The sequence below is a fragment of the candidate division WOR-3 bacterium genome, assembly GCA_039803545.1.
Lineage (GTDB): Bacteria > Hydrothermota > Hydrothermia > UBA1063 > UBA1063 > UBA1063.
On sequence record JBDRYS010000001.1, the window covers coordinates 21,995 to 43,490 of the forward strand.

At 41.4% G+C, this 21,496-nt stretch carries 27 protein-coding genes and 1 other RNA gene; 24 read left to right on the forward strand and 4 right to left on the reverse strand.

The features are described 5' to 3' along the window. The first annotated feature begins 40 nt into the window (after positions 1 to 40). The 9 genes from rpsF (at position 41) to ABIM45_00140 (ending at position 6,331) form a co-directional block, all read left to right on the forward strand. Positions 41 to 319, forward strand: a complete 279-nt coding sequence (gene rpsF / locus ABIM45_00100) for a 30S ribosomal protein S6 (GenBank protein MEO0238317.1) — start codon at positions 41 to 43, stop codon at positions 317 to 319. Further along, positions 319 to 777 carry a single-stranded DNA-binding protein gene (ssb, locus tag ABIM45_00105; GenBank protein MEO0238318.1) on the forward strand — a complete coding sequence of 153 codons (459 nt, stop codon included), beginning with the start codon at positions 319 to 321 and terminating at the stop codon, positions 775 to 777. Before rpsF ends, ssb begins: the two co-directional genes overlap by 1 nt. A gap of 26 nt (positions 778 to 803) precedes the next feature. Next, complete coding sequence (gene rpsR, locus ABIM45_00110) at positions 804 to 1,040, forward strand: 30S ribosomal protein S18 (protein MEO0238319.1); 237 nt, start codon at positions 804 to 806, stop codon at positions 1,038 to 1,040. Continuing rightward, positions 1,037 to 1,495, forward strand: coding sequence for a 50S ribosomal protein L9 (gene rplI, locus ABIM45_00115; GenBank protein MEO0238320.1), 459 nt, complete (start codon positions 1,037 to 1,039; stop codon positions 1,493 to 1,495). The genes rpsR and rplI overlap by 4 nt, the downstream gene beginning before the upstream one ends. After that, entirely contained in the window at positions 1,482 to 1,901 is a 420-nt protein-coding gene (locus ABIM45_00120; GenBank protein ID MEO0238321.1) for a bifunctional nuclease family protein, read from the forward strand. Before rplI ends, ABIM45_00120 begins: the two co-directional genes overlap by 14 nt. Then, positions 1,888 to 2,823, forward strand: coding sequence for a dihydroorotate dehydrogenase (locus ABIM45_00125; protein ID MEO0238322.1), 936 nt, complete (start codon positions 1,888 to 1,890; stop codon positions 2,821 to 2,823). Before ABIM45_00120 ends, ABIM45_00125 begins: the two co-directional genes overlap by 14 nt. Before the next feature lie 118 nt (positions 2,824 to 2,941). After that, a complete protein-coding gene (locus ABIM45_00130) occupies positions 2,942 to 4,066 on the forward strand; it encodes a response regulator (GenBank protein MEO0238323.1) in 1,125 nt (374 codons plus the stop codon). A gap of 1 nt (position 4,067) precedes the next feature. Continuing rightward, a complete protein-coding gene (locus ABIM45_00135; GenBank protein ID MEO0238324.1) occupies positions 4,068 to 4,919 on the forward strand; it encodes a DUF58 domain-containing protein in 852 nt (283 codons plus the stop codon). 206 nt (positions 4,920 to 5,125) lie between these two features. Further along, positions 5,126 to 6,331: a hypothetical protein gene (locus ABIM45_00140; GenBank protein MEO0238325.1), complete on the forward strand. Its 1,206-nt coding sequence runs from the start codon at positions 5,126 to 5,128 to the stop codon at positions 6,329 to 6,331. A gap of 2 nt (positions 6,332 to 6,333) precedes the next feature. Here the strand turns inward: ABIM45_00140 and prfB are convergent, their stop codons facing one another. Next, positions 6,334 to 7,413, reverse strand: a complete 1,080-nt coding sequence (prfB, locus tag ABIM45_00145) for a peptide chain release factor 2 (GenBank protein ID MEO0238326.1) — start codon at positions 7,411 to 7,413, stop codon at positions 6,334 to 6,336. Positions 7,414 to 7,476: 63 nt separating this feature from the next. Between prfB and ABIM45_00150 the strand changes: the two genes are divergently transcribed. From ABIM45_00150 to ABIM45_00195, 10 genes are all read left to right on the forward strand, one after another. Further along, positions 7,477 to 8,160 (forward strand): hypothetical protein, encoded by a 684-nt coding sequence (locus tag ABIM45_00150; protein MEO0238327.1) that lies wholly within the window; start codon positions 7,477 to 7,479, stop codon positions 8,158 to 8,160. Between the two features lies 1 nt (position 8,161). Then, positions 8,162 to 8,890: a hypothetical protein gene (locus tag ABIM45_00155; protein ID MEO0238328.1), complete on the forward strand. Its 729-nt coding sequence runs from the start codon at positions 8,162 to 8,164 to the stop codon at positions 8,888 to 8,890. Beyond that, positions 8,862 to 9,422 (forward strand): 16S rRNA (guanine(966)-N(2))-methyltransferase RsmD, encoded by a 561-nt coding sequence (rsmD, locus tag ABIM45_00160; protein ID MEO0238329.1) that lies wholly within the window; start codon positions 8,862 to 8,864, stop codon positions 9,420 to 9,422. Before ABIM45_00155 ends, rsmD begins: the two co-directional genes overlap by 29 nt. Continuing rightward, the gene (gene coaD, locus ABIM45_00165) at positions 9,373 to 9,915 is read left to right on the forward strand and encodes a pantetheine-phosphate adenylyltransferase (GenBank protein MEO0238330.1); all 543 of its coding nucleotides are present in this window, start codon (positions 9,373 to 9,375) and stop codon (positions 9,913 to 9,915) included. Before rsmD ends, coaD begins: the two co-directional genes overlap by 50 nt. Next, entirely contained in the window at positions 9,912 to 11,267 is a 1,356-nt protein-coding gene (locus ABIM45_00170) for a transglutaminase-like domain-containing protein (protein ID MEO0238331.1), read from the forward strand. The genes coaD and ABIM45_00170 overlap by 4 nt, the downstream gene beginning before the upstream one ends. Before the next feature lie 2 nt (positions 11,268 to 11,269). Further along, a complete protein-coding gene (locus tag ABIM45_00175) occupies positions 11,270 to 12,301 on the forward strand; it encodes an L-Ala-D/L-Glu epimerase (protein ID MEO0238332.1) in 1,032 nt (343 codons plus the stop codon). A gap of 106 nt (positions 12,302 to 12,407) precedes the next feature. Continuing rightward, the gene (locus tag ABIM45_00180) at positions 12,408 to 13,196 is read left to right on the forward strand and encodes a hypothetical protein (protein ID MEO0238333.1); all 789 of its coding nucleotides are present in this window, start codon (positions 12,408 to 12,410) and stop codon (positions 13,194 to 13,196) included. After that, on the forward strand, positions 13,189 to 14,985 hold the full coding sequence (locus ABIM45_00185) for a DUF6600 domain-containing protein (GenBank protein ID MEO0238334.1): 1,797 nt from the start codon (positions 13,189 to 13,191) through the stop codon (positions 14,983 to 14,985). The genes ABIM45_00180 and ABIM45_00185 overlap by 8 nt, the downstream gene beginning before the upstream one ends. Further along, positions 14,982 to 15,212, forward strand: coding sequence for a hypothetical protein (locus ABIM45_00190; GenBank protein MEO0238335.1), 231 nt, complete (start codon positions 14,982 to 14,984; stop codon positions 15,210 to 15,212). Before ABIM45_00185 ends, ABIM45_00190 begins: the two co-directional genes overlap by 4 nt. Continuing rightward, the gene (locus ABIM45_00195; protein MEO0238336.1) at positions 15,209 to 15,586 is read left to right on the forward strand and encodes an Ig-like domain-containing protein; all 378 of its coding nucleotides are present in this window, start codon (positions 15,209 to 15,211) and stop codon (positions 15,584 to 15,586) included. The genes ABIM45_00190 and ABIM45_00195 overlap by 4 nt, the downstream gene beginning before the upstream one ends. Here ABIM45_00195 and ABIM45_00200 read toward each other — a convergent pair. The 3 genes from ABIM45_00200 to rnpB all read right to left on the reverse strand — a co-directional run bounded on the left by ABIM45_00200 (position 15,563) and on the right by rnpB (position 17,050). Then, complete coding sequence (locus ABIM45_00200) at positions 15,563 to 16,306, reverse strand: undecaprenyl-diphosphate phosphatase (GenBank protein ID MEO0238337.1); 744 nt, start codon at positions 16,304 to 16,306, stop codon at positions 15,563 to 15,565. The genes ABIM45_00195 and ABIM45_00200 overlap by 24 nt on opposite strands. Next, positions 16,266 to 16,637, reverse strand: a complete 372-nt coding sequence (locus ABIM45_00205; protein MEO0238338.1) for a MerR family transcriptional regulator — start codon at positions 16,635 to 16,637, stop codon at positions 16,266 to 16,268. Before ABIM45_00205 ends, ABIM45_00200 begins: the two co-directional genes overlap by 41 nt. 44 nt (positions 16,638 to 16,681) lie before the next feature. Further along, an RNA gene (gene rnpB / locus ABIM45_00210) (RNase P RNA component class A) lies at positions 16,682 to 17,050 on the reverse strand. Between the two features lie 114 nt (positions 17,051 to 17,164). Between rnpB and gcvH the strand changes: the two genes are divergently transcribed. The 5 genes from gcvH to ABIM45_00235 are packed head-to-tail and all read left to right on the forward strand — an operon-like array spanning position 17,165 to position 21,496. Next, positions 17,165 to 17,551, forward strand: coding sequence for a glycine cleavage system protein GcvH (gcvH, locus tag ABIM45_00215; GenBank protein MEO0238339.1), 387 nt, complete (start codon positions 17,165 to 17,167; stop codon positions 17,549 to 17,551). A 2-nt stretch (positions 17,552 to 17,553) separates the two neighbouring features. After that, positions 17,554 to 18,906, forward strand: coding sequence for an aminomethyl-transferring glycine dehydrogenase subunit GcvPA (gcvPA, locus tag ABIM45_00220; protein ID MEO0238340.1), 1,353 nt, complete (start codon positions 17,554 to 17,556; stop codon positions 18,904 to 18,906). Positions 18,907 to 18,909: 3 nt separating this feature from the next. After that, on the forward strand, positions 18,910 to 19,401 hold the full coding sequence (locus tag ABIM45_00225; GenBank protein ID MEO0238341.1) for an ACT domain-containing protein: 492 nt from the start codon (positions 18,910 to 18,912) through the stop codon (positions 19,399 to 19,401). Further along, positions 19,401 to 20,519, forward strand: coding sequence for a 2-oxoacid:acceptor oxidoreductase subunit alpha (locus tag ABIM45_00230; protein MEO0238342.1), 1,119 nt, complete (start codon positions 19,401 to 19,403; stop codon positions 20,517 to 20,519). The genes ABIM45_00225 and ABIM45_00230 overlap by 1 nt, the downstream gene beginning before the upstream one ends. Next, positions 20,516 to 21,496, forward strand: a complete 981-nt coding sequence (locus ABIM45_00235; GenBank protein ID MEO0238343.1) for a sugar phosphate nucleotidyltransferase — start codon at positions 20,516 to 20,518, stop codon at positions 21,494 to 21,496. The genes ABIM45_00230 and ABIM45_00235 overlap by 4 nt, the downstream gene beginning before the upstream one ends.

Below are 21,496 nucleotides of genomic sequence, written 5' to 3' on the forward strand. Positions count from 1 at the left end.
TTATTTTATACTAATAAACTCAAAAAGTTAAGGAGGCAATATGAGGAATTACGAAATGGTGGTAATTTTGGATACTGCTCTTGCAGACACAGACAGGGATTCTCTTATTGGAAAATTGAAAAACATAATTGAGAAGAAAGGCAAACTGCAGGCAATGGAAGTTTGGGGAAAACGTGAATTGGCTTACGAGATAAATCATCGGAAGGAAGGATTTTACGTAATTTTCAATTTTGAAGCCCCACCAGAGACTATCAATGAGTTAAAGCAGGAAATAAGGATGAATAAATCTTACCTCAGAGAGTTGATTGTGAGGAAATAATGGCTGAGCTAAGATTTCCCAATATAAATCTGATCGTTCTTTCTGGTCGCCTTGTAGAGGATGGAGTTGTAAGATATACTCCTCAGGGTACCGCTGTGTGTACGGTTCGCTTTGCCAGCGATAGAAACTTTAAAAATGCCCAAGGACAGTGGGTAAAAGAGCCTCTTTTCATCAATTTAGTTCTATTTAGGGAAATTGCAGAAAGAAGTGCGGGAAGGTTGAAAAAGGGTACACCTTTGATTGTTGAAGGTGCATTGAGGTCAAGGACTTACGAAAGTAGAGAAGGGCAGAGAAGAACAGTATACGAGATTGTTGTTAGAAAGCTCCATTTACTTGAAAAGGCTGAGGAAGAAACCATTTACGTACCTGAGGAAGAGGAAATTGTTGAAGAACCGGCTTTACCCGGTGATGTACCTGGGGAAGAGCCTAATGAAGAAGAGGAAGATTTACCATTTTAAATTAAATTAGGAGAGGAGGTTTGTAAATGACCAAAAAGATGAGAGTTAGAGAGAGTACCTGTGAGTTTTGTAAGGACGGGGTGAGAGAAATTGATTATAAAAACGTTGAAGTTTTGTCTAAGTATATATCAAAGAAGGGGAAAATATTACCCCGTAAAACTACTGGGACTTGCGCTTTCCACCAGAGAAAGCTGGCAAAGGCTATAAAAAGAGCCAGGATTATTGCCCTCCTGCCCTTTGTTGAAAGTTATTATCTTTCATGAAAGTTTATTTGCTGAAGGATGTGCCTAAGGTAGGAAAGGCAGGTGAAATCGTAGAAGTAAGTGATGGGTTTGCAAGGAATTACCTCATTAAGAATGGATTAGCCGAAATCGCAACGGAATCACTGATAAGAAAACTCGAAAGCGAGAAAAGGCTCGCAAAATCGAAAGTCGAACATCAGAAAACTAAGGCTGAGGAAATTAAGAGAAAGATAGAAAGCATTCCCGAGATAGTCTTTGAGAAGTCCTCCTCTAAGGAGGGGAAAATTTTTGGCTCCGTTAGCAGTATCGAAGTTATGGAAGAACTCAAAAAGCACGGAATTCACGTTGAAAAGCAGATGATTCAAATGGAACATATCAAAGAAATCGGAGCTCACAATGTGAAAATCAAATTATACCCGGGTGTTGAGGCAAATTTAAAAATTAGAGTAGTACCTAAGGAAATTGCAAGTCGTTGAATTAGTTGTGGTTAGGGTGCAATTCCCGGAAACTGCAGAAGAGAGCCCTATTGTGTATTTAAAAGAAAAAGAAGGTGATCGTGAACTTCCCATAGTGATTGGAATTAACGAAGCTCAATCGATCAACATGGCTCTCAGTAATTTTAAAACGCCGAGGCCCCTTACCCACGATTTGATTGTAGATATTTTCAAAGCCCTCGGATTAAGGTTAGAGAGGGTTGTAATAAATGATTTGAGAGAAAACACCTATTATGCAAGGCTTATCCTTTTTGATGAGGAACATAAGACTCTTTATAGCATTGATGCCCGACCGTCAGACTCCATAGCAATTGCACTCCGTGCCAAGGCCCCCATTTTTGTCTCGGAGTATGTTTTAAAAAAGGCATTATCCCTTGAAGGAAGCTAATAGGGGTCTTCTAAGGGTAAATTTTTCTGGTATAGAATTTGAAACTCCTTTTTTGCCCGCATCCGGTACCTTTGGTTATGGAGCTGAACCCGGGAACTTTAAGGCAGTTCAATGTTTTGGTGGCCTCGTGACTAAGGGACTTTCTTATAAAAAAAGGGAAGGAAATCCTCCACCGCGAATAAAGGAAACACCCTGTGGGCTAATAAACTCGATTGGACTTGAAAATCCTGGAATCGAAGAGTTTATCGAATCGATACTTCCAGAGATGATTTCTTTTGGTAAGCCAATAATAGTAAATTTGGCAGGGCACGATGAAAGAGAATTCCTTTTGATGACCGAAAGATTAAACCCCTTTAAGGAGATCGTTGCCTATGAGATTAATATCTCTTGCCCTAATGTGTCAAAAGGCGGCTTGGAATTTTTCAAGGATAAAAAGGTTTTAAAATCCCTTCTAAGAAAAATAGCAGAAATTTCAGAAAAAGTTAACATAGTTAAAATTCCCCCTGATATTTTTAACTATGAGGAGTTGGTCGATTTGCTTCTTTCGGAAGGATTCAGGAATATCACTGTTGCGAATACTTACCCGGCGATGGTGCTGGACATTGAAAATTTAGACTTTTACTTTGTTAGAAAATCAGGAGGACTTTCTGGCCCAGCCATATTTCCTTTAACTTTGAGACTTGTGTATGAAATTGCAAGGAAATATAAGGAGATTAACATCATAGCCTCGGGTGGCGTGGTAAGTTATGTAGAAGCAATCCAGTACTTCCTTGTGGGTGCAAAATTGATAGAAATTGGCTCGGGAAACTTTATAGACCCAAACATTGTTTGCAAGATTAAGGCAGACTTAGAAAATTATTTGTTCTCAAAGGGATTTTCTTCAATTTCCGAGGTAATTGGAAGACTCCTCAACTTACAATAAGGGATATAGCTTGAAAGAGATTTTGCCTACTTATCAATATTTTTAACGGAGTATTTTGGCTTTTACTTTACAGGTTTTTTATTTTGGTTTAAAATTTTTACAGAAATGGGAGTGCTAAATGGAAGGTAGGGTCTTAGTTGTAGATCCTGATACAAAGGTAGCAAGAGAAATTCAGGATGCCCTTGGTGACATAGGTCTGACAGTCTACACTGCAGGGTCCTACGATGAGGCGCAATCTTTTTTAAGTTTCTACAAAATTGATTACATGATCATGGACCTTATATTACCGGACAAGAATGGAATCGACCTTTTGATTTATACAAAGCAGCTCAATCCTTCCATCAAGGTTTATGTCTATACAGATGTAAAGGGTGCTACTATAGAGCGTTCGGTTCTCAAAAAGGGTGCTGATGCTTTCATTAACAAGACTGGCAATTTCAGAGAGGATTTTAAAAATATATTCTTTGCTCCTCCGAAAGAAGAACCAAGGGAGCAGGTTGAGGCCGTCGAGGGATTTAAGGGCACCGTCACAGGAGTGGACATTATCGATATGGTTCAGGCCCTCGCCCTTATGGGTAAATCCGTTATGCTAAGCTGTAGGGATTTGAAAACTCGGAAAGAGGGAGTAATTGTTTTTAAAAATGGGGAGATTGTAGATGCTAAAACTGGTTCTAAGCGAGGAGAGGAAGCTCTTTTTGAAATTTTGAGTTGGAAAGACGGGGTTTTTGAAACTAAAAAATATACAGAAGAGCCTGAGAGGACAATTAATGCACCGGTGGATTTGTTGCTTTTAAATTTTGCCCGTCTTAGAGATGAAGCAATGGAGGAGAAAGCTGGAGTATCTTCCCTCACGCTTAATGACGTTGTCAGGTTCTTTCATGCAGAAATTCCAGGTTTTATTGCTGGTATGGTCTTTGACTACGAGGAAGCTACTCCTATCGCCTTTGATACAATTCTTCCTGGAAAAACTTTTCAGGCTTCTGCAACTTTATACGGAGCCATTTTAAAGGCTGCCCAGGAAGCAATGGAGATAGTGACAGAGGGAAAAGAGAAGCGGGAGGAGCTCTCGGAAATTATTATCACTGATAAGAATGATCACGTGGTACTTTTCCCGCTTCCAGTAAACAATTTTGCCGTTTTTATCCTTGTATCGAGGGACACACCTATTCAGGAAGTGCGCTCTGTAGTTTTAAAGTATATTCCTGATATCATCAGGTTGCTTAAAGAGGAAAAGATTTCTTAAAGTGGTCCTCCCTTTTGATGCAAAGATTGTCGAAATTCTCAAAAAGAAAGGTATCTCCTTAGAGACCCTTTTGGAAGGGTATCTTCGCGGAAGACACAGGAGCCCCTTTTATGGCCATAGCCTGGAATTTAAAGACCTCAGACCTTATGAAAAGGGTGACGATTTAAAGTTCATCGATTGGAGACTCTACGGAAGGAGTGAAAAATTTTTTGTAAAAAAGTTTGAAGAGGAAACCAATGTTAGAGTTTTTATCGCTCTCGATATTTCTCGTTCTATGTCTCTATATGATAAAGGAAAGATGGCGAGGGGTGTCGCGGCGGCGATTGCCCTTTTGTCTTACTACTCGAGGGACGCCATTGGCCTTTATCTTTTTAACGAAGGAGAAGTTTTCTTCTTGCCTCCTTCAACCACCTATAAAAATCTATTCCTTCTTCTTGAAAGCCTTGATAAATTCGAGGATTCTGGGAGGACCAATTTTGTTTTAGCGATGCTTGGCCTCGATGAGAGGGTTAGGAAGAGAAGTCTACTGGTGGTAATATCCGATTTTTTGAGTGAGATTGAAAGTATAAAAAAGTTCGTGAGGTTTTTTAAGGGCAAAGGGCATGAAATTATACCTTTGATAGTTTCATCTCAACGGGAAAAAAGTTTGTCAATGCACGAGGCGAGATTAAAAGATATTGAGACAGGCTATGAGCTCAGTTTGAGTAGAGTCGAGAGTTTTCGATATGGAGAAATGATCAATCAGCATTATACCGAGCTTAAAGTTCTCTTAAGAAATTTCGGCATCCCTTTTTTTGAATTCCAGGCGGAGATGGATTTAACATTGCAATTAAGGAGCTTTTTGGAAGGATGAACTTCCTGAGCCCGGTTTTTTTGTATTTTTTGCCACTTTCCCTTCTACCCCTAATTTCACTTTTTCTTAAAAAACGTAGTTCAAGAATTAAGTTCGTCTCCTGGCTCTTTTTACTAAAAGATAGTGAATTTGCCAGGAAAAGAAAATTTCATAGAAACTTGATCATTATCTTAAGGTGTCTCATTTTGGCGCTTCTACTAATTTTTTTGGCAAAGCCCATACCTTCTCGGTATGCCTTTAGGAAGATTTATTTTGAGACGGGTATTTTTTCCCAAAAAGCAGAGGCAAAGAACCGTAAATATTTGCGCTCCCTAATGGGTTATTTTGGGGGGAGGGTGGATGCCTTTTGTGATCCTCTGAAGCCAGAACAGAAACTAAATGGGAAAATTTATATAGTATCTGACTTTTCTGATCCTGGCATATATCAACGATTTTCGGGTGGTTTTTACTTTGATACCCTTTCGATATCAAATGCAGGGATAAATTCCGTAAATTTTGACCCGGTGAGCAAAGCTTACTACTTGAAAATTACCAATTACAACAAGAAGGACTCGGTTTTTCATATCGTAGTTTATATGAACTCCAGAAAACTTTCGGAAAGTAGTTTTATTCTACCTAAGACTAAAACAATTTTGTGGAAACAAGAGATACCTGAAGGTGGAAGGCTTCTTAAGATTTGCCTTATGCCAGAGGATGACATTTTACTGGATAACTGCCTTGAACTCTCAGCCCCTGAGAAACTGAAATATTACCTCGCTTCTCTCAACCTCTGTGTAGAAAACTTTATGCAAATTGTTGGAATCAAAACCTCTTTGGACAGTGCTGACGTTCTAATATCCTTTAACAGGGTTCTTAAGCCTGGAAAAAAGACAAAGGAAGTCATAATATTTTTTGATAAGCCCGTGGAAGGTATAAAATCGGTAATTGACGATTCCTTAAAGGAGTCGGGTCCTTTTAAAATTTCGGGGTGGAACTTTGGAAAAGTTTTTTTGTCAGATACCTCAAAAGGTTTTACCGATGTTAGAAGTTTCTTACAGAGAGCCACTCTTAAGTTAAACTTAAATGGAGTTACGTATGTGTTCGTCGGCCTTGTTCCGGACATTGAGAAAAACGATGCAGTATATTGCCCGGATTTCTGGAGTTACTTCTTGCAACTACTAAATATTAAGCCTGTAATAGCTTATACTACTACAAAAGAAAGGGCAGGGAAAATTTTGAACGATACGCTGTTTTTGCCTGACACTTTACAGACAAATACTTCTCGAGCTCAGGAAGTTAGCTTGAGTTCCCACTATTTGCCTCTTCCGGAAGTAGTCAAAACGGTTAACACAATAAGGTATTTAATATTGGGCCTTTTAATTTTGCTTGTAGCCTTGGAGTTTTACTTAACCTTCAGGTATTTCTTTGATTGAATCTACTTCTTTGACAGGAGAAATTTTCTTATAAACTCATCAATTTCTCCGTCTAAGACTGCATCAGCGTTTGGTTCTTCGTAATCGGTCCTGTGGTCCTTCACCAGTTTGTAAGGGTGCAAAATGTATGACCTTATCTGCCTTCCCCAGCCGATTTCCGATTTCTCCTTTTCGATATCGCTAAGTTTTTCTTTCTCTTTCTCCTTGTAATACTGGTATAATCTTGCCTTTAAAATTCTCATAGCAGTTAATTTGTTTTGGTATTGGGATCTTTCCGATTGACAGGCAACTACAATTCCAGTGGGAATATGGGTTATTCTGACTGCTGTTTCATTTTTTTGCATATGCTGCCCTCCGGGGCCGGAGGACCTGAAAGTCTCTATCTTTAGATCTTCTTCGGAGATGTTTATTTCAACATCTTCCTGTTCTGGGTAAACAAAAACCGAGGCAAAGGAGGTGTGCCTTCGTTTTGAAGCATCAAAGGGAGAAATCCTCACCAGCCTGTGGACCCCCCTTTCCGCCTTTAGAAGCCCATAGGCGTAGTCTCCTTCTACGAGAATAGTGGCATCCTTGATCCCTGCCTCTTCCCCGGGTTGTAGGTCAACGATTTTGTATTTGAATTTTTTCCTTTCGAAGAATCTCAGGTACATCCTGAGAAGCATCTCAGCCCAGTCTTGAGATTCCGTTCCACCGGCTCCAGGGTGAATGGTCATTATTGCGTTTTTCCTATCCTCCGGAGATTTTAAAACGGTTTTTATCTCTAAATCTTCAATCTCTTCTCTGATCAGCCTCTTTTCTTTCTCAAATTCTTGAAGGAATTCGGGGTCTTCATCCTTTAAGGGCTCAAGTTCTGCTAAATAGGCGAACTTTTTTTCAATTTCATCAACTTCTTCCAGCTGTTTCTTTAAAGAGGAAAGTTCCTGCAAAAGGGATTGTGCCTTTTCTGGATTGGCCCAAAAATCTGTACTTTCCTGCATTTTCTCAATTTCTGAAATTCTTTTTTCCATTTCGGTTACATCGAGATATTTTTTCACATCTTCAAATCTTCCGTAAAGTTCCTCAAGGGCTGGGTCCTTAAACATAGTGCTTTAATTATAAGGCCTGGATTTCCTACACTTTAATGATTGCGTTATAATAATATTGCGATGAAATTTGAAAAGAGATTGGGCAAGTTTGAGCTTCTGGTTTCCGCCTTCTCATCGAAAAGCGAAATTACTCTTTTGTATGATAGAACTGTGGTCAAAGAAGCAATTGTTTATGGAGAGTTAAAGGAAGACGATGTTAAGTTGAAAGCCACCGGGTATGACCTCCCACTCCTCGTTAATTTTGAGGAAGAGATAATTATTTCGCCTAATTTTCGAGAATTATTATTTGTCCCTATTCCTCCATCTGTAGAGGTAGTCATAAAGCAGGGTCCTGTTTATTTAAATTTTCATGTGAGCCCGGTCCCGCTTAAGAAAGGCTATAAGGCTCATTATTTTCCAGAAGATGATTTCTACTACACCATTTCTGTAACCCCAGACTTTTCTCCCTTTAATGATTACTATTACTATATTCCTATAAGGTTGAGGAGTCAGGAGAAAAAGATAGTGGCCCTTAAGGGTCTTCCCCTTGAAGCTTACCAGCTGGACTGGTATATTCACAAAAACCTGATAGTTTCAGAAATCGTTGAATGTGTTGAAAAGGGCAACGAGTTAAGTCTCTACTTTACGGCCAAGCCCTTTTACGAGGATGGTCTAAATGTTGGTTCTGGAGAGGAAAACGCCCAGTTGCTCGGGCGCAAGAGGCAACTTAAGAAAGACTTCGAAATGCTGAATTGGAGGCAGTAGAATGCTCTGGAAAGTAGTGGCTATCCTCTTACTTTTACTGTTTTATATTATGTTCTGGCTTCTTGCTGAACCGGTTTTGATATCGAAAAGCGGAAACTTAAAACAATTTCGTTTTCATTTTGATTTGTTTATTACCTTGGTTTTCTTATGTGCGGCTTTGCTCATTATCGGGCTGCCGGCGTGGGTAGTTGTTATACTTTTTGGAACCGTTGTATCATCCCAGGTCGTTGGTATTTCTTATCTTGCTAAGAAAAAAGAAGAGATGGAGCACTATAATCTTGACCTAAAAGAAAGGGACCTAATCGAATGGAATGGTGAAATTTATGAGGTCAGGAACCTTGGGAAGAAATTTGTAAGAGCGGTTTCAGAGAAAGGCGAAGTAAACATCCCCCTTGAACTTTTAAGTAAAAGCGGTTTTAAAAAGTTGAGAAAGGTTTTACCGAGAAAGGTTGTGTTTTCAATTTTCTTTCCGGTTGAACTTTATTTGCAATTCGTGAGAAAATTAGAGGAGTTTCTTAAAGATTCAACCTATGTGTTGGTTTCCCCCAGTTTTGCCATCGAGTTTGTTTCCGTCGCAATCAACGAAGTCGAGATCAAAGTAACTTTTTACACCGAGAATCTCACATCAGAAAACAGGTTCTGGGAAGAATTCTTTGCTTTTATCGATAAGGAGAGACTGAGCATAAATCGGGTTTTGAAACATGGGGAAGATAAGTCTTACTGGTGGTGAAAACAAAAGACAAAAGCTGAAAATCCCTAAGGGAATAAGGCCAACAAGGGCGATTGTTAAGCGATCGATATTTGATACCCTTAGAGACTACGTGGTTGATAGCGAAGTACTCGAAGTTTTCGCAGGGTCGGGGGCAGTTGGTTTTGAAGCCCTCTCTCGTGGCGCCACCTCTTGTGTATTTATAGAAAAGTCAAGAGAAGGTATGCTAACTATTATTGAAAATGCAAAAAAGCTCGGCGTTTTGAATAAAATAAGGGTTATTAAAGCAGACTTTGTCCGTGGATTGAACGACCTAATAAGGGAGCAAAGGAAATTCGATCTCATCTTTGCAGATCCGCCTTACGATTTTTCAAATCATGAAGAGCTTTTTAAAAGAGTTGTTTTGCTTTTAAAGCCTGGCGGTCTCTATTTGGTGGAAGTCAGGAACAAGACCTTATTACCTGATAATTGGGAGGGCCTCTCAAAAGTTAAGGAGGTAAACTTTGGACAGACAAAAGTTGTATACTACCGCATGCTATCCGGGGACCTTTGATCCCATAACCCTTGGGCATGTGGATATTGTTAAGCGGGCATCCCGTCTCTTTGAAAGGGTCATTGTAGTGGTTGCAAATCCTGTTCACAAAAAATCTCTCTTTAGCCTCGAAGAAAGGGTTAGAATGGTGGAAGAAAGTGTTGCAAATCTCCCCAATGTTGAGGTTAGAACCTTGGAATCGAAGCTCCTTATGGATTTCTGTAAGGATAACAATATTGGAATTGTGATTAGGGGTATGAGGGCGGTTTCTGATTTTGAATACGAGTTTAAAATGGCCTGGATGAACAGAAAACTGTTTCCCGAGATTGAGGTGGTTTTTCTCTTGCCTTCTGAAGAATATACCTACCTTTCATCAACCCTTGTTAAGGAGATAGCGACCCTTGGAGGGGATATTTCTCCACTGGTCCCGGAGCCAGTGCTTAAATATGCCCATTTAATCAGGGAGAGAATCTACAGGGCTGGATTGGGTGATGAAAAAGAACATTCTTTATGAGCTTAGAATTTTTGCTTGCAGGATTACCGGAAGAAATTAAAAAGGCCGAAATTTCAGGTAATATAAATTTGGCAAGAAAGCTTATTGCCTACTGGCTTTCTAAAGACATTCCAGAAATCCATAGGAAAAGGCTCGAGTTCGAGGGCATCAGGCTTCAAAGATTGCATCTTTATTATCCGTTTACTTACAACGAGGCTTTAGAGGAGGCAAAGAAATTGATAAATAATTTCACCGAAGATGAGTTTAAAAATTACATAGAGGAAGGCGCAATTGACTTTATTGAATTTGATGGAGTCAGGTATTTTGAAAGAAGATTCGCTTACAATTTGGGATTCAGATTTCCAGATATAAAGCGCCGCATGAAAGAAGAGGAAGGGCAAAAGAAGAAAAGGGAGATCCTTGAGGGAAGATTAAAGGCGCTGATTCAGGGAGATACGCCTAAAAACTATAAGGTCAAGGCAAAGATAACTTTTCGCGTTAGGGAACCAAAGGGTAAAAGGGTGAAGGTCTGGCTACCTATTCCAAAGGAGTCTTATTACCAGGAGAAAGTCAAGGTTTTGAATTTTAGCCATCCTTCCTCCTACATCGCCCCGGAAAAGGTAGGACAAAGAACAATTTATATGGAGGGGAAGGATACCGAGGAATTTTCTGTATCTTTTGAGTATGTGATAAAAGAAGTTTGGAACCGCAAACTCTTTGAAGGTACTCTCAATGCTTTTAAAGGGCTGAAGACAAAGAGTGGGATTCAAAATCTTACTGACTTCCTGAAAGAGAAACCACCCCACATCACCTTCACACCCCTCCTCAGGTGTCTTCTTGGTGAAATAATTCAGGGTAAGGATAGTATCTTCGAAAAGGTTTTTGCAATTTATGATTTTGTGACCTCGAGGGTATGGTATTCATACGTGAAGCCTTACATTTATTATGACCATATTCCCCATTTTGTTGTGGAAAATTTGAGGGGCGATTGCGGTTTTCAGGCCCTTCTTTTCATTACCCTTTGTCGGATGGCGGGTATTCCTGCTCATTGGCAATCGGGTTGGTATATAACTCCCTATGGGGCCTCACCCCATGACTGGGCAATTATCTATCTCCCTGAATTCGGTTTTGTGCCCGTTGATCTTTCCTTTGGCGGAAAGGATAAGGCTGACATAAATAGAAAGGCATTCTATTTCGGCAATCTCGATGGTTTTAGGATGATTGCCAATGATGAGTTTCAGGAAGATTTTGACCCACCGACAAAATTCATAAGGGAGGACCCTTTCGATAATCAGGTGGGTGAGGCAGAGTATGAGGATGAGAAGGCTTTGGGAGAGCATGGTATTGAGGTGTTAAGTTTTGAGGAGGTTTAGTTATGGCGAAAATAACAAAAATTTCCTTAGAGAGTAGGGTCTATTACTATGAAAAACCCTTTCACATAACGGGTAGTGTATCATCAGCTTCCACCAATGTCGAAGTCTTGATAGAGACCCAAGAAGGTATAAAGGGTTATGGAGAGGCTTCTCCCTCTTTCAGAGTTAACGGAGAGAAACCCGAAGCCCTTGTGGCAATGGAGTCCTTTGTAAACGAAAATTTAAACTCTAAGAACACAGATAGGTGGAGAGAAATTTTTGATTTTACTGATAAATTAATCGCTTCTCCCAGCTTAAAGGCAGCCCTTCAGTGGGCGGTAATCTCAATTTTTTGCACTGAACACGGAATAACCCCCTTTGAGTTTTTTGGCGGTGCAAAAAAGGAAATTGAAACTGACAAGACGGTAGGAATTGATACCGTTGAAAATCGAGTTAAAGAGGCAGAGACAATTTTTTCTGAAGGTTTCAGAGTTATTAAGATAAAGGTTGGTGAAAATTTCAAGGAAGACATTGAAGCGGTGCTTAAAATAAGTGAAAGGACCAGAGGCGCAACTTATATCGTTGATGCCAATATGGGTTACACACCAAAGCAGGCTATTGATTTTGCGAAGAAGCTCTACCAGGAAGGCGTTAATGTGGCGGTATTTGAGCAACCAGTACATTACCAGGATCTGGATGGGCTTAAATTTGTCAGGTTCCATTCCCCCTTTCCCGTCGCAGCCGACGAGTCAGCAAAGACTAAGTTCGATGTATACAGGCTCCTTAAAAATGAAGTGGTAGATTATGTTAATATAAAACTTATGAAATCGGGGATTTCTGATGCGATGGCAATCGTCGAGATGGCGAGAAGTAGCGGAATAAGGCTTATGATTGGTTGTATGGGGGAATCAAGTCTCGGAATAAATCAGAGCGTTATGTTTGCCCTTGGTACTGGTGCCTTTGATTTTCACGACTTAGATTCCCACCTTCTGCTAAAAGAGGATGTCTTCAGGGGAAATTTTAAACAGGTGGGGCCAAGGATAATGATTCCTTAATTTGCACAATTTTTGTGCAATATAGATCCCTTTTGCATAATTTTTGTTCAAAAGCACCTTTTACTTTTGGCACACTTTTTGCACTTTATTGTAAAGGAGGTGCAAAATGAGGTTTAGAATCCATCAAAGGTTACTTTTAAAGTCAGCTTTTCTTTTCTCAATTTTAGCTCTCTCCTGTCAAAATGTTGATACTACACCGCCAGCTGCGCCCACAGGCCTTACCAGTGTCACCGGCGATAGAGCGGTATATCTTTACTGGAATCCTAATAAAGAAAAGGACCTTGCTGGTTATCGGGTTTACAGAAACACTGCCCCATCGGGTTACTTTATGATGATTGCAGATGTAAGGGAAAATAGTTATGTGGACAGGGATGTGGAAAATGGCATCACTTATTATTACGCAGTAAGTGCCTATGATTCTGCAGGAAATGAAAGTGAACTTTCTCAAAAAGATTGTTTCGATACCCCGCGCCCCGAGGGGTACAATATGAAAATCTACGAAAAAGACTACTTACCATCCTTTTCTGGATATTGTTTTAACAAATATAGCCCTGTCCCTTATAACTCTGCAGATGCCGATTTTTACTTTGATGTTCAGAGTGGTACTGCCAGGATTGTAGCCAGTGTTGGGACTTTGATTCAGGATATGGGAGCTTACAATATGGATGATATCTCCTATGCGCCCTTGACGGGGTGGGATTCCGATGGAGTGCTGGATGCAATTCAAGGGCATGTCTATGTAGTTTGGACAAGGGATAATCACTTTGCTAAATTTCGAATAAAGGTTCTGGATAATACTTTCCTTGTATTTGATTGGGCGTATCAGGTGGCGGTAGGGAACAGGGAATTGGTGAAGAAAAATTTAATAGAAAACAAGGGGGTGTCCCATGATTAAGCTTTTGATGTTAATCTCTTTGATGTACTCTGGGGCTGAGTTCGCCCGGGTGGGCGACCTCAGAGGCGATGCAAAGATTTGGAGATATGGTGAAGAAGGTTCCGAATGGTTAACCATAAATAACATAATCGGTGAAGGCGATGAATTACTCACCTACGATGATTCTTACCTTGAAATAGAGTTCAGTGACGGTTCTGTTTTAACCCTTGGGAATAACACCAGTGTCTACTTTGATCGCATTGAGGATGACAGGACTTACTTTACATTGAACAAAGGGGTCGCGAGAGTTTATGCTCGTGAGAGAGTTTTCGGAGTTTTTGCCGGTGATCATGCAGTTTACGTAGAGGAAGGTTCTATTGTGCGGGTGGAATCTGATAGTGATTACTTCCTCGCAAGGGTATATAGGGGTAGTGCCGAAGTTGACAAGAAGAAAATTTATGCGGGGTCTGAGGTAATTATAGATAGAGGTAGGTATTACTCAGGGAGGGCTGGAAGTTATGATCGGTTAGACAGATGGGCAGAGGAGAGGGAAAGGAATTATTATGTAATTACGAGGGTCGAATATGTTCCTGTACGTTGCTATATAGGCATTTATCATCTTCATAGACATGGTAGATGGGTCTTCATCCGCCCTTATGGTTGGGTTTGGGTTCCGAGGGTGCCAAGATCCTGGAGACCTTACTACGATGGATACTGGGTTTATAGACCGGGGCTCGGTTGGGTTTGGGTTTCTTATGAGCCATGGGGTTGGATTCCATATAGATACGGTAGCTGGACTTACATTGTTGGCTATGGGTGGGTATGGATCCCAGGTGAAACCTTTGCTGGTGCCTGGGTAGAGTGGTATTATGGACCCGATTGGGTAGGGTGGGCTCCCATTGACTATTATGGAAAGCCGATTATTGTAGTGAACAACATAACGGTGGTAAATATTGTTAGCAAGGAAGACTTCCATAAACCTATCTATCGCTATAAGCCACCAAAATCTGGCGTCTATAAAGAGGTTTATAAGCCTTACAAAGGCGTTGATGTGAAAGAAGTTGTTAGGTATAAGGCGACGGAGCTGGAAAAGCCGATTTACTTTAAGAAAGTGGATGTGGTAAAGGAAGAGGAAAAGCCAATAATACATGGGAAAGGCGAGCTAATAAAGGTAAAGACAGTGGAAAAAGACCTTGGAGAAAATAGAGGGGGCCAGTTATACCCGGAAAGGCCAGTGGTGGAGAAGAAGGCCGATGTGAGGATAGAAAAAGAGGTGCAAGTAGAGGAAAAGTTGAAACCAAAGGAAAAGGAGGTTGAAAAACCTTTAACGAAGGAGAAGACCTTGGAGAAGGAGTCAGGTACAAACGTAATACCTGAAAAACCTGTTAAGAGGGTAGAAGAGGAGGAATCGAAGCCCGAAATATATCCAGAAAGGCCTTCTTATAGAGACTACAAGTCTAAGCTTCTCGAAAAAGAAGATTATGAAAGGCCGAGGGGAGAGACACCGACCCGTAGGGAGAGTAGCGTTAAAGAGGAGAGAAGAACAGAGGTAAGGCCTTATACGCCCCCTGCTATTGAAAGAAAGACTTTTAAAGAAGAGGGCTCAGATGGAAGGAGTTGGTATCGATACAAGGAGGCGGAAAAGGTCAAGGTAGAGGACAAGGCTAAGGGTCGTGTTATTCCTGAAGTCAAAGCACTTAGTCCCTCCGATAATATTCCCCAGAATAAACCGGAACTTAAAAAGAGAGTTGAAAAGAAAGCCGAAGAGGATGATAATCATAAAAATGTCAAAGGGGAGGATGAGAAATGAGACGGGTGTTAATTTTGATTTTTATTCTCTTTACACAAGGCTTTTCCTACGGGGGAGAAGGGGATACTATCCCCTCTCCTCCTTCCAAGGCCCAAAATTCCCAGGTTAAAATAGAAAAGAAAAAATTTAAAGACGAGAATAAAGATGGGTTCAACGATCTCAGAGATAAAGGTGATTACGAGAAATTATTAAAAGAGGTGTTGAAAGAGAGGAAGGGTAAAAGATGAAGCGCTTAGTTTTTATTTTCTCTGCCTTTCTGCTTCTTTCCTGCGGATATAAAGCTCCCCCACCGGGTAAACCAGACATCAATCCTCCCCAGGTACGAATAACTTACCCTCAGGAGGGCGACACGGTTTATACAGATACTTCTGTAAGTTTTCTGATAAATGATGAATCCCAGATCAAGAGGGTTGCCTTAATTATAAATGAAAAGGCAGTGAGAGTGGATTCAGCCCCTCCCTTTACTCTCCCCCTCAAGTTAGAGGATATTCAGGATTCTGTAGCAATAATTAAGGTAAGGGCAGTGGACATATGGGATAATACGGGTGAGTCGAAACCTGTGAAGGTTTTCCGCCCTTTAATGAAGGAAGAGGAGGATTGATATCGCTAATAAAAGCGTGTAGATCCCGAAATAGTAGATCTTTTTCATTTTCACGATTTTTCGAAGTATAGTAAGACTTCCAAGTCCCGTTAGGAAGGCACTCAAAAAGGGTAGAATTAAAGTACTTAAGTCTTTAGCTGCAAACTCTTTTAGGTTCAGAAGAAATGCCCCCCCAATGGCAGGGATAGACAATAAAAAAGAAAAGGAGAAGGCGGTTTGTGGAACTATTCCAAAGAGGAGGGCGGCACTCACGGTGCTTCCCGAGCGGGAAACCCCTGGCAAGATGGCAATTGCCTGGGCAATGCCGATTATAAATGCGGTGAGAGGCGTAATAATCTCCTTATCAAATTTTTTTCTTAAGGTGGTAGAGAGCAAAATAAAACTGTTGAGGATGAAGAAATACGGAAGATATTCGACGGTTTCGAAATAGGTTTCAATCTTATCTTTAAACAGGATACCTACAAATCCTGCCGGAATAGAGCCGATAAAAAGCAAAAAAATTGGGTGACGAATAAGTTTTTCTCTTACAAAAAGTTTCTTGATGTCGTTCCAGAAGAATAAAAGTACCGCAAAGAGCGTAGCAAGGTGCAAGGTGAGTTCCAGTTCAATGCCCGGTTTCTCAATTCCCAAGAGTTTTTGCGCTAATACAAGGTGTCCTGAACTGGAGATGGGTAAAAATTCAGTGATCCCCTGGATTACGCCAATTAGAAAGTTTTTCATCAAGATACCTCCTTAATTCTTCTAATTCACTTAATGTCTGATCAATCGTTTCTTTAATTTCCTGTACCACTTCAGAGAGAACTTCGGGCATAAGTTCCTCAACAGACTCTTCCTCCAGCCTTTTTTTCACACCTTTTAAGGAAATTCCGCTATCGAGCAGTTTCTTAACCAGTAAAGCCTTCTTGAGGTCAGAAGAAGTAAAAAGCTTCCTGCCACCTCTTTTTTTAGGTCTAAAAATCCTTAGCTTCTCCTCCCAGTAAGAAATTATGCCAGGATTTACACCGACAAGATCAGCGACCTCTTTTTGGGTGTAATAGCGTTTTGTTAACATTTTTAAAAATATAATGCTTAACCCTTGAAGCTTCAAAAAGAAAAGGGTGAGGGAGGTCTGTAAGCCGAGTTCTGTCGAGGGAAGTCATTTCTCTTAATCCACCGTCACCGGTGGATTTCAGCGGTCTACCCGGGGCTTAGTCACCCATTCGGGTGGCTAGGAGCGGGCCACTCCATCGCCCCTGCTTGACCTTGCTCCGGGTGGGGGTTGCCATGGTGCCACTTGCGTGACACCATCGTGGGCTCTTACCCCACGGTTTCACCTTAGCCTGAGCCCTTTCGGGCCATCGGCTGTTTGGTTTCTGTGGCCCTATCCGTCGCGTTACCGCGCCCACCTGTTAGGTGGCACCCTGCCCTTTGGAGCTCGGACTTTCCTCATCCCCAAAACGGGGACGCGACTTCCCGACCTCCCTCACCAGTTATACTTATAAGAGCATTAATTTGAAAAGTCAAGCCTTTGTTTTATTGACTGATTGAAAGTGAGCATTTAAAATTATACCAAAACTTAACTTAAAAGGAGGTTTTTAAATGCTTGTACCTGATGATTTGAAATATACCCGCGAGCACGAATGGGTTAAGGTTGAGAATGGTAATATTGCGGTGATTGGAATTACCGATTTTGCACAGTCAGAGCTTTCTGACGTGGTTTACGTTGAGCTTCCTGCAGTGGGAAAACATGTGAATAAAGGAGAAGAGGTGGCTTCGGTTGAGGCGGTAAAGACTGTAGCCAGCGTTTATACACCCGTGTCAGGGGAAGTAATTGAGGTAAATGAAAAGCTTAAAGATGACCCCTCCCTTATAAACAAAGACCCGTATGGTGAAGGTTGGATTTGTAAGATTAAAATGAGCAAGCCTGAAGAATTAAATGAGTGTCTCAGCGCCGAAGAGTATAAGAAACTGATCGCGGAGGAATAATCATGGGTCATCCCTTCCTCCCTTTGACTGATAAAGATAGGGAGGAGATGTTAAATTTTCTTGGTGTTAAATCTTACAGGGAGTTACTGAAGGATATCCCTGAAGAATACTTTTACAAAGGAGAGCTAAAAATCCCCTCTGCAATTTCAGAAGAGGAAGCTGTTGAATTATTGGAAAGTTTGTCTAATGAAAATTTACATAACCTCAAAATTTTCGCAGGTGCTGGTGCCTATGACCATTACGTACCGAAGGTGATCCCATTCATTATAAGCAGGTCTGAATTTTATACCGCTTATACACCTTATCAAGCGGAGGTCTCCCAAGGAACTTTGCAAGCGATTTTTGAGTATCAATCTGCAATTTGCGAACTTACTAAAATGGAAGTGACTAACGCATCCATGTATGATGGGGCAACGGCCTTGGCAGAGGCTATTTTAATGGCCTTGAGATTGAAACCGGAGCGGAAAAAGGTTCTCTATGCAGAAAGTATACATCCCAATTACCTTGCGGTGGTGAAAACTTATGTGAATCTCGAAGGAGTTTCCTTAGTAGAGGTGAAATATGATCAAAAAACTGGTCAGGTTGATTTGAATGATCTCAAGTCAAAGATTGATGAAAACACTGCCTGTTTTGCCTTTCAGACTCCTAATTTCTTTGGTGTTATTGAGGATGGTTTTGAGATAAGGAAGATCCTTGATGAAAAAGGATCCCTTTTAATATCTGTCTATAATCCGATTTCTCTTGGCCTCCTGGCTGCTCCTGGAGAATATGGGGCTGACATTGCCGTAGGAGAGGGACAACCCCTTGGAATTCCCCTTTCTTTCGGTGGTCCATACCTTGGTCTCTTTTCAGCACGGATGGAACACATAAGGCAAATGCCTGGTAGAATAATAGGAGAAACAAGAGACCTCGAAGGGAAGCGCGGTTTTGTGATGACTCTGCAAACGAGGGAACAGCACATTAAGCGAGAAAAGGCTACTTCCAACATATGTAGTAATCAGAACCTATGCGCCCTCATGGCCCTTATATATTTGAGCCTCCTTGGTAAAAATGGCATAAAGGAGATTGCCTTTCAGAATACGGTGCGGGCCCACTATTTACTCGATAAATTAGTTAAAGAGACGCCTGTAAAGAAGGTTTTTGACGGACCTATTTTCAATGAGTTCGTAGTAGCGTTGCCTTTAAAGGCTGAGAAATTAATTGATAGGGCAATGGATAGTGGCATCTTAGCGGGAGTGGCACTCGGGCAGTTCGGCTACCCTGAAAACTGGATGAGTATTGCTACAACGGAAAAGCTTTCAGCCTCTGACCTGGATGATTATGTAAAGGTTATTTCAAATATTTTAAAGGAGTAAAAAATGGCATTTCCAATAGAAGAACTCTGGGTAAATAGGAAGGTTGTAAAAGTTATTTTGAGAGCCGTTAAGGATAAGCCTGGAATTGCTGCGGAGATCTTTGAAAAGCTTGCCTCAAAAGGGATAAATGTGGAGCTAATCGTTTCGGGACCTTCCAGCAAAGGGAGATCCGATATTGCTTTTCTTGTCCTTGAAAGCCAATTGCCTCAAATTCAGGAGATGGAAGATGAATTGATTGAGATATCTGATGCCAGCGGGATTGCTTACGATCCAAAGGTAGCATTGCTGGTTTTCTATGGATCAAAGGAAATTTCGAAAACCCCCGGCGTTGCAGCAAAGATTTTTAATTTGCTAGCGGAAGCTGGAGTGAACATTGAAATGATCGGCACATCCATTGATTCCATATCCATTGTTATTAGGGAGGAACTCGTAGACAGGGCAATACTTGTTTTGACAGATGTCCTTGGCCTTTCGGTAGAGGAGGGGTACCTATAATGGGTATAGAATTGCTTCAGGGGAACGAAGCAGCGGCGATAGGAGCGATCAAGGCTGGAGTAAGATTCTACGGAGGGTATCCAATAACACCGTCTTCGGAAATTGCTGAGGTAATGGCTAAGGAATTGCCGAAGGTCGGAGGCATTTTCATCCAGTTTGAGGACGAGATTGCGAGTCTTGCAGCTTGTATTGGAGCCAGACTCGGCGGGTTAAAATCGATGACTGCAACCAGTGGCCCTGGATTTTCTTTAATGCAGGAACACTTGGGATTTGCTGCAATGGCTGAAGTTCCCGTTTTGATTGTGAATTCCATGAGGGGTGGACCGTCCACTGGTGCTCCAACCATGCCTATGCAGGGTGACGTGATGCAGTCGAGATGGGGAACTCATGGTGATCATCCTGTGGTTGTCCTTGCTCCTGCTTCGGTTCAGGAGGTGTTTGATCTTGTAGTTGAGGGGGTAAATATTTCCGAGTATTTGAGGGTGCCGGTGGTCCTTCTTACCGATGAAATTACTTCTCATATGAGAGAGAAGATTAACATACCAGACGATGTTAAGGAAGTCGAACTCGCTAAGGTTGAGCCAAAGGATTTTCTACCCTTTATGGATGGTCAAGAATATGGTTTTTACCTTTTACCCTTTGGTGAAGGGAAGAGATATCATATCACAGGGTTATTCCATGGTCCTGATGGTTTCCCAACTAATAAAAATGAACTAATGAAATGGAAGCTTGAACGGTTCCACGTTAAGATGCAGAAGGCTTCGGATATCTCTGAAGAGGCTGTTGAATTTTATGGTGAGGCGGAAGGGGACGTATTCTTTGTTGCTTACGGAATTGTGTCGAGGGCAGTGAAGGAGGTTGTTGATAGGTTGAACGAGAAGGGTATCAAAGCGGGCCTTTTGAGACCTAAAATTCTGTGGCCTGAACCCCAAAAGGCAATTAGCACCCTAAGGGAAAGAGCAAAGAAGGTTATCGTGCCTGAAATGAATATGGGGCAATATGTTCATGTGGTTTCGGAAATTTTAGGGCCTGAAAAAGTCTTTCCTTTGAACCGCTATGATTGCGAGATTTTTGAGCCCGATGATATATTTGATTTTGCTAAAGAGGCTGTGTTATGAGACGGGGTGAGCAAAGAAAGTTGTATGTTGCTATCCTTGCGGCGGGTAAAGCGAAGAGGATGAATTCAAACCGGAGTAAGGTATTGCACGAGGTTGCAGGGAAACCCCTTCTTTTCTTCCCTATTAAGGTTGCTAAGAGCCTTAACCCTGAAAAGATCTTTGTGATTGTTGGTGGTCCCTTTATGGATCAAATCGTTGAGTTTCTCAAGGACGAGCCTGTGGAGATTGTAGTCCAGGAGGAGCCGAAAGGTACTGGTGACGCGGTAAAAAGATTGGAGAAACACATTGGTGGTGAAGAGGCGGATCTCTTTGTGATGCCGGGTGATGCGCCCCTCCTTACTGAGAAAACCGCAAAGGAATTGGTGGAATTTCACCGGTCTCGTGGAGCTTACGCCACCGTTTTAACTGCCGAGGTTCCTGATCCTACGGGATATGGCCGTATAGTGAGGTCTGTCGGAGATCGGATTTTGATGATCGTAGAAGAGGCAGATGCCTTCCCAGAAGAAAAGGCCATTAAAGAGGTAAATTCAGGAATGTATGTTTTTTACGTCCCTGTTCTCTTCCAGTATATTCATGAAATCAGGCCCGACAACAGGCAGGGTGAGTATTATTTAACAGATATTATCGAAATTCTGCAAAGAAGGATGGGGAATGTCTTTGCTCACAAAATCGAGGACTGGGAGGAAATTCTCGGAGTAAATACACGGGAACAGCTTGGGATTGTGAATCGGATAATGCTTAAAAGAATTATCAACTATATGCTTGAGAATGGAGTTTCAATGGTTGACCCCGATAAGGTTTATATCGAGGCTGAGGTCAAAATCGGAAGGGATGTTACTTTGTATCCCTTTGTTGCACTACTGGGCAAAACTGAAATCGGTGACAATTCCGTTATAGGACCGGGAATTGTCCTCAAGGACAAACAGGTTAAGGCAAATTCGATAATCTTTTCCCTTTCAGACCTTGAGGAAAACTAA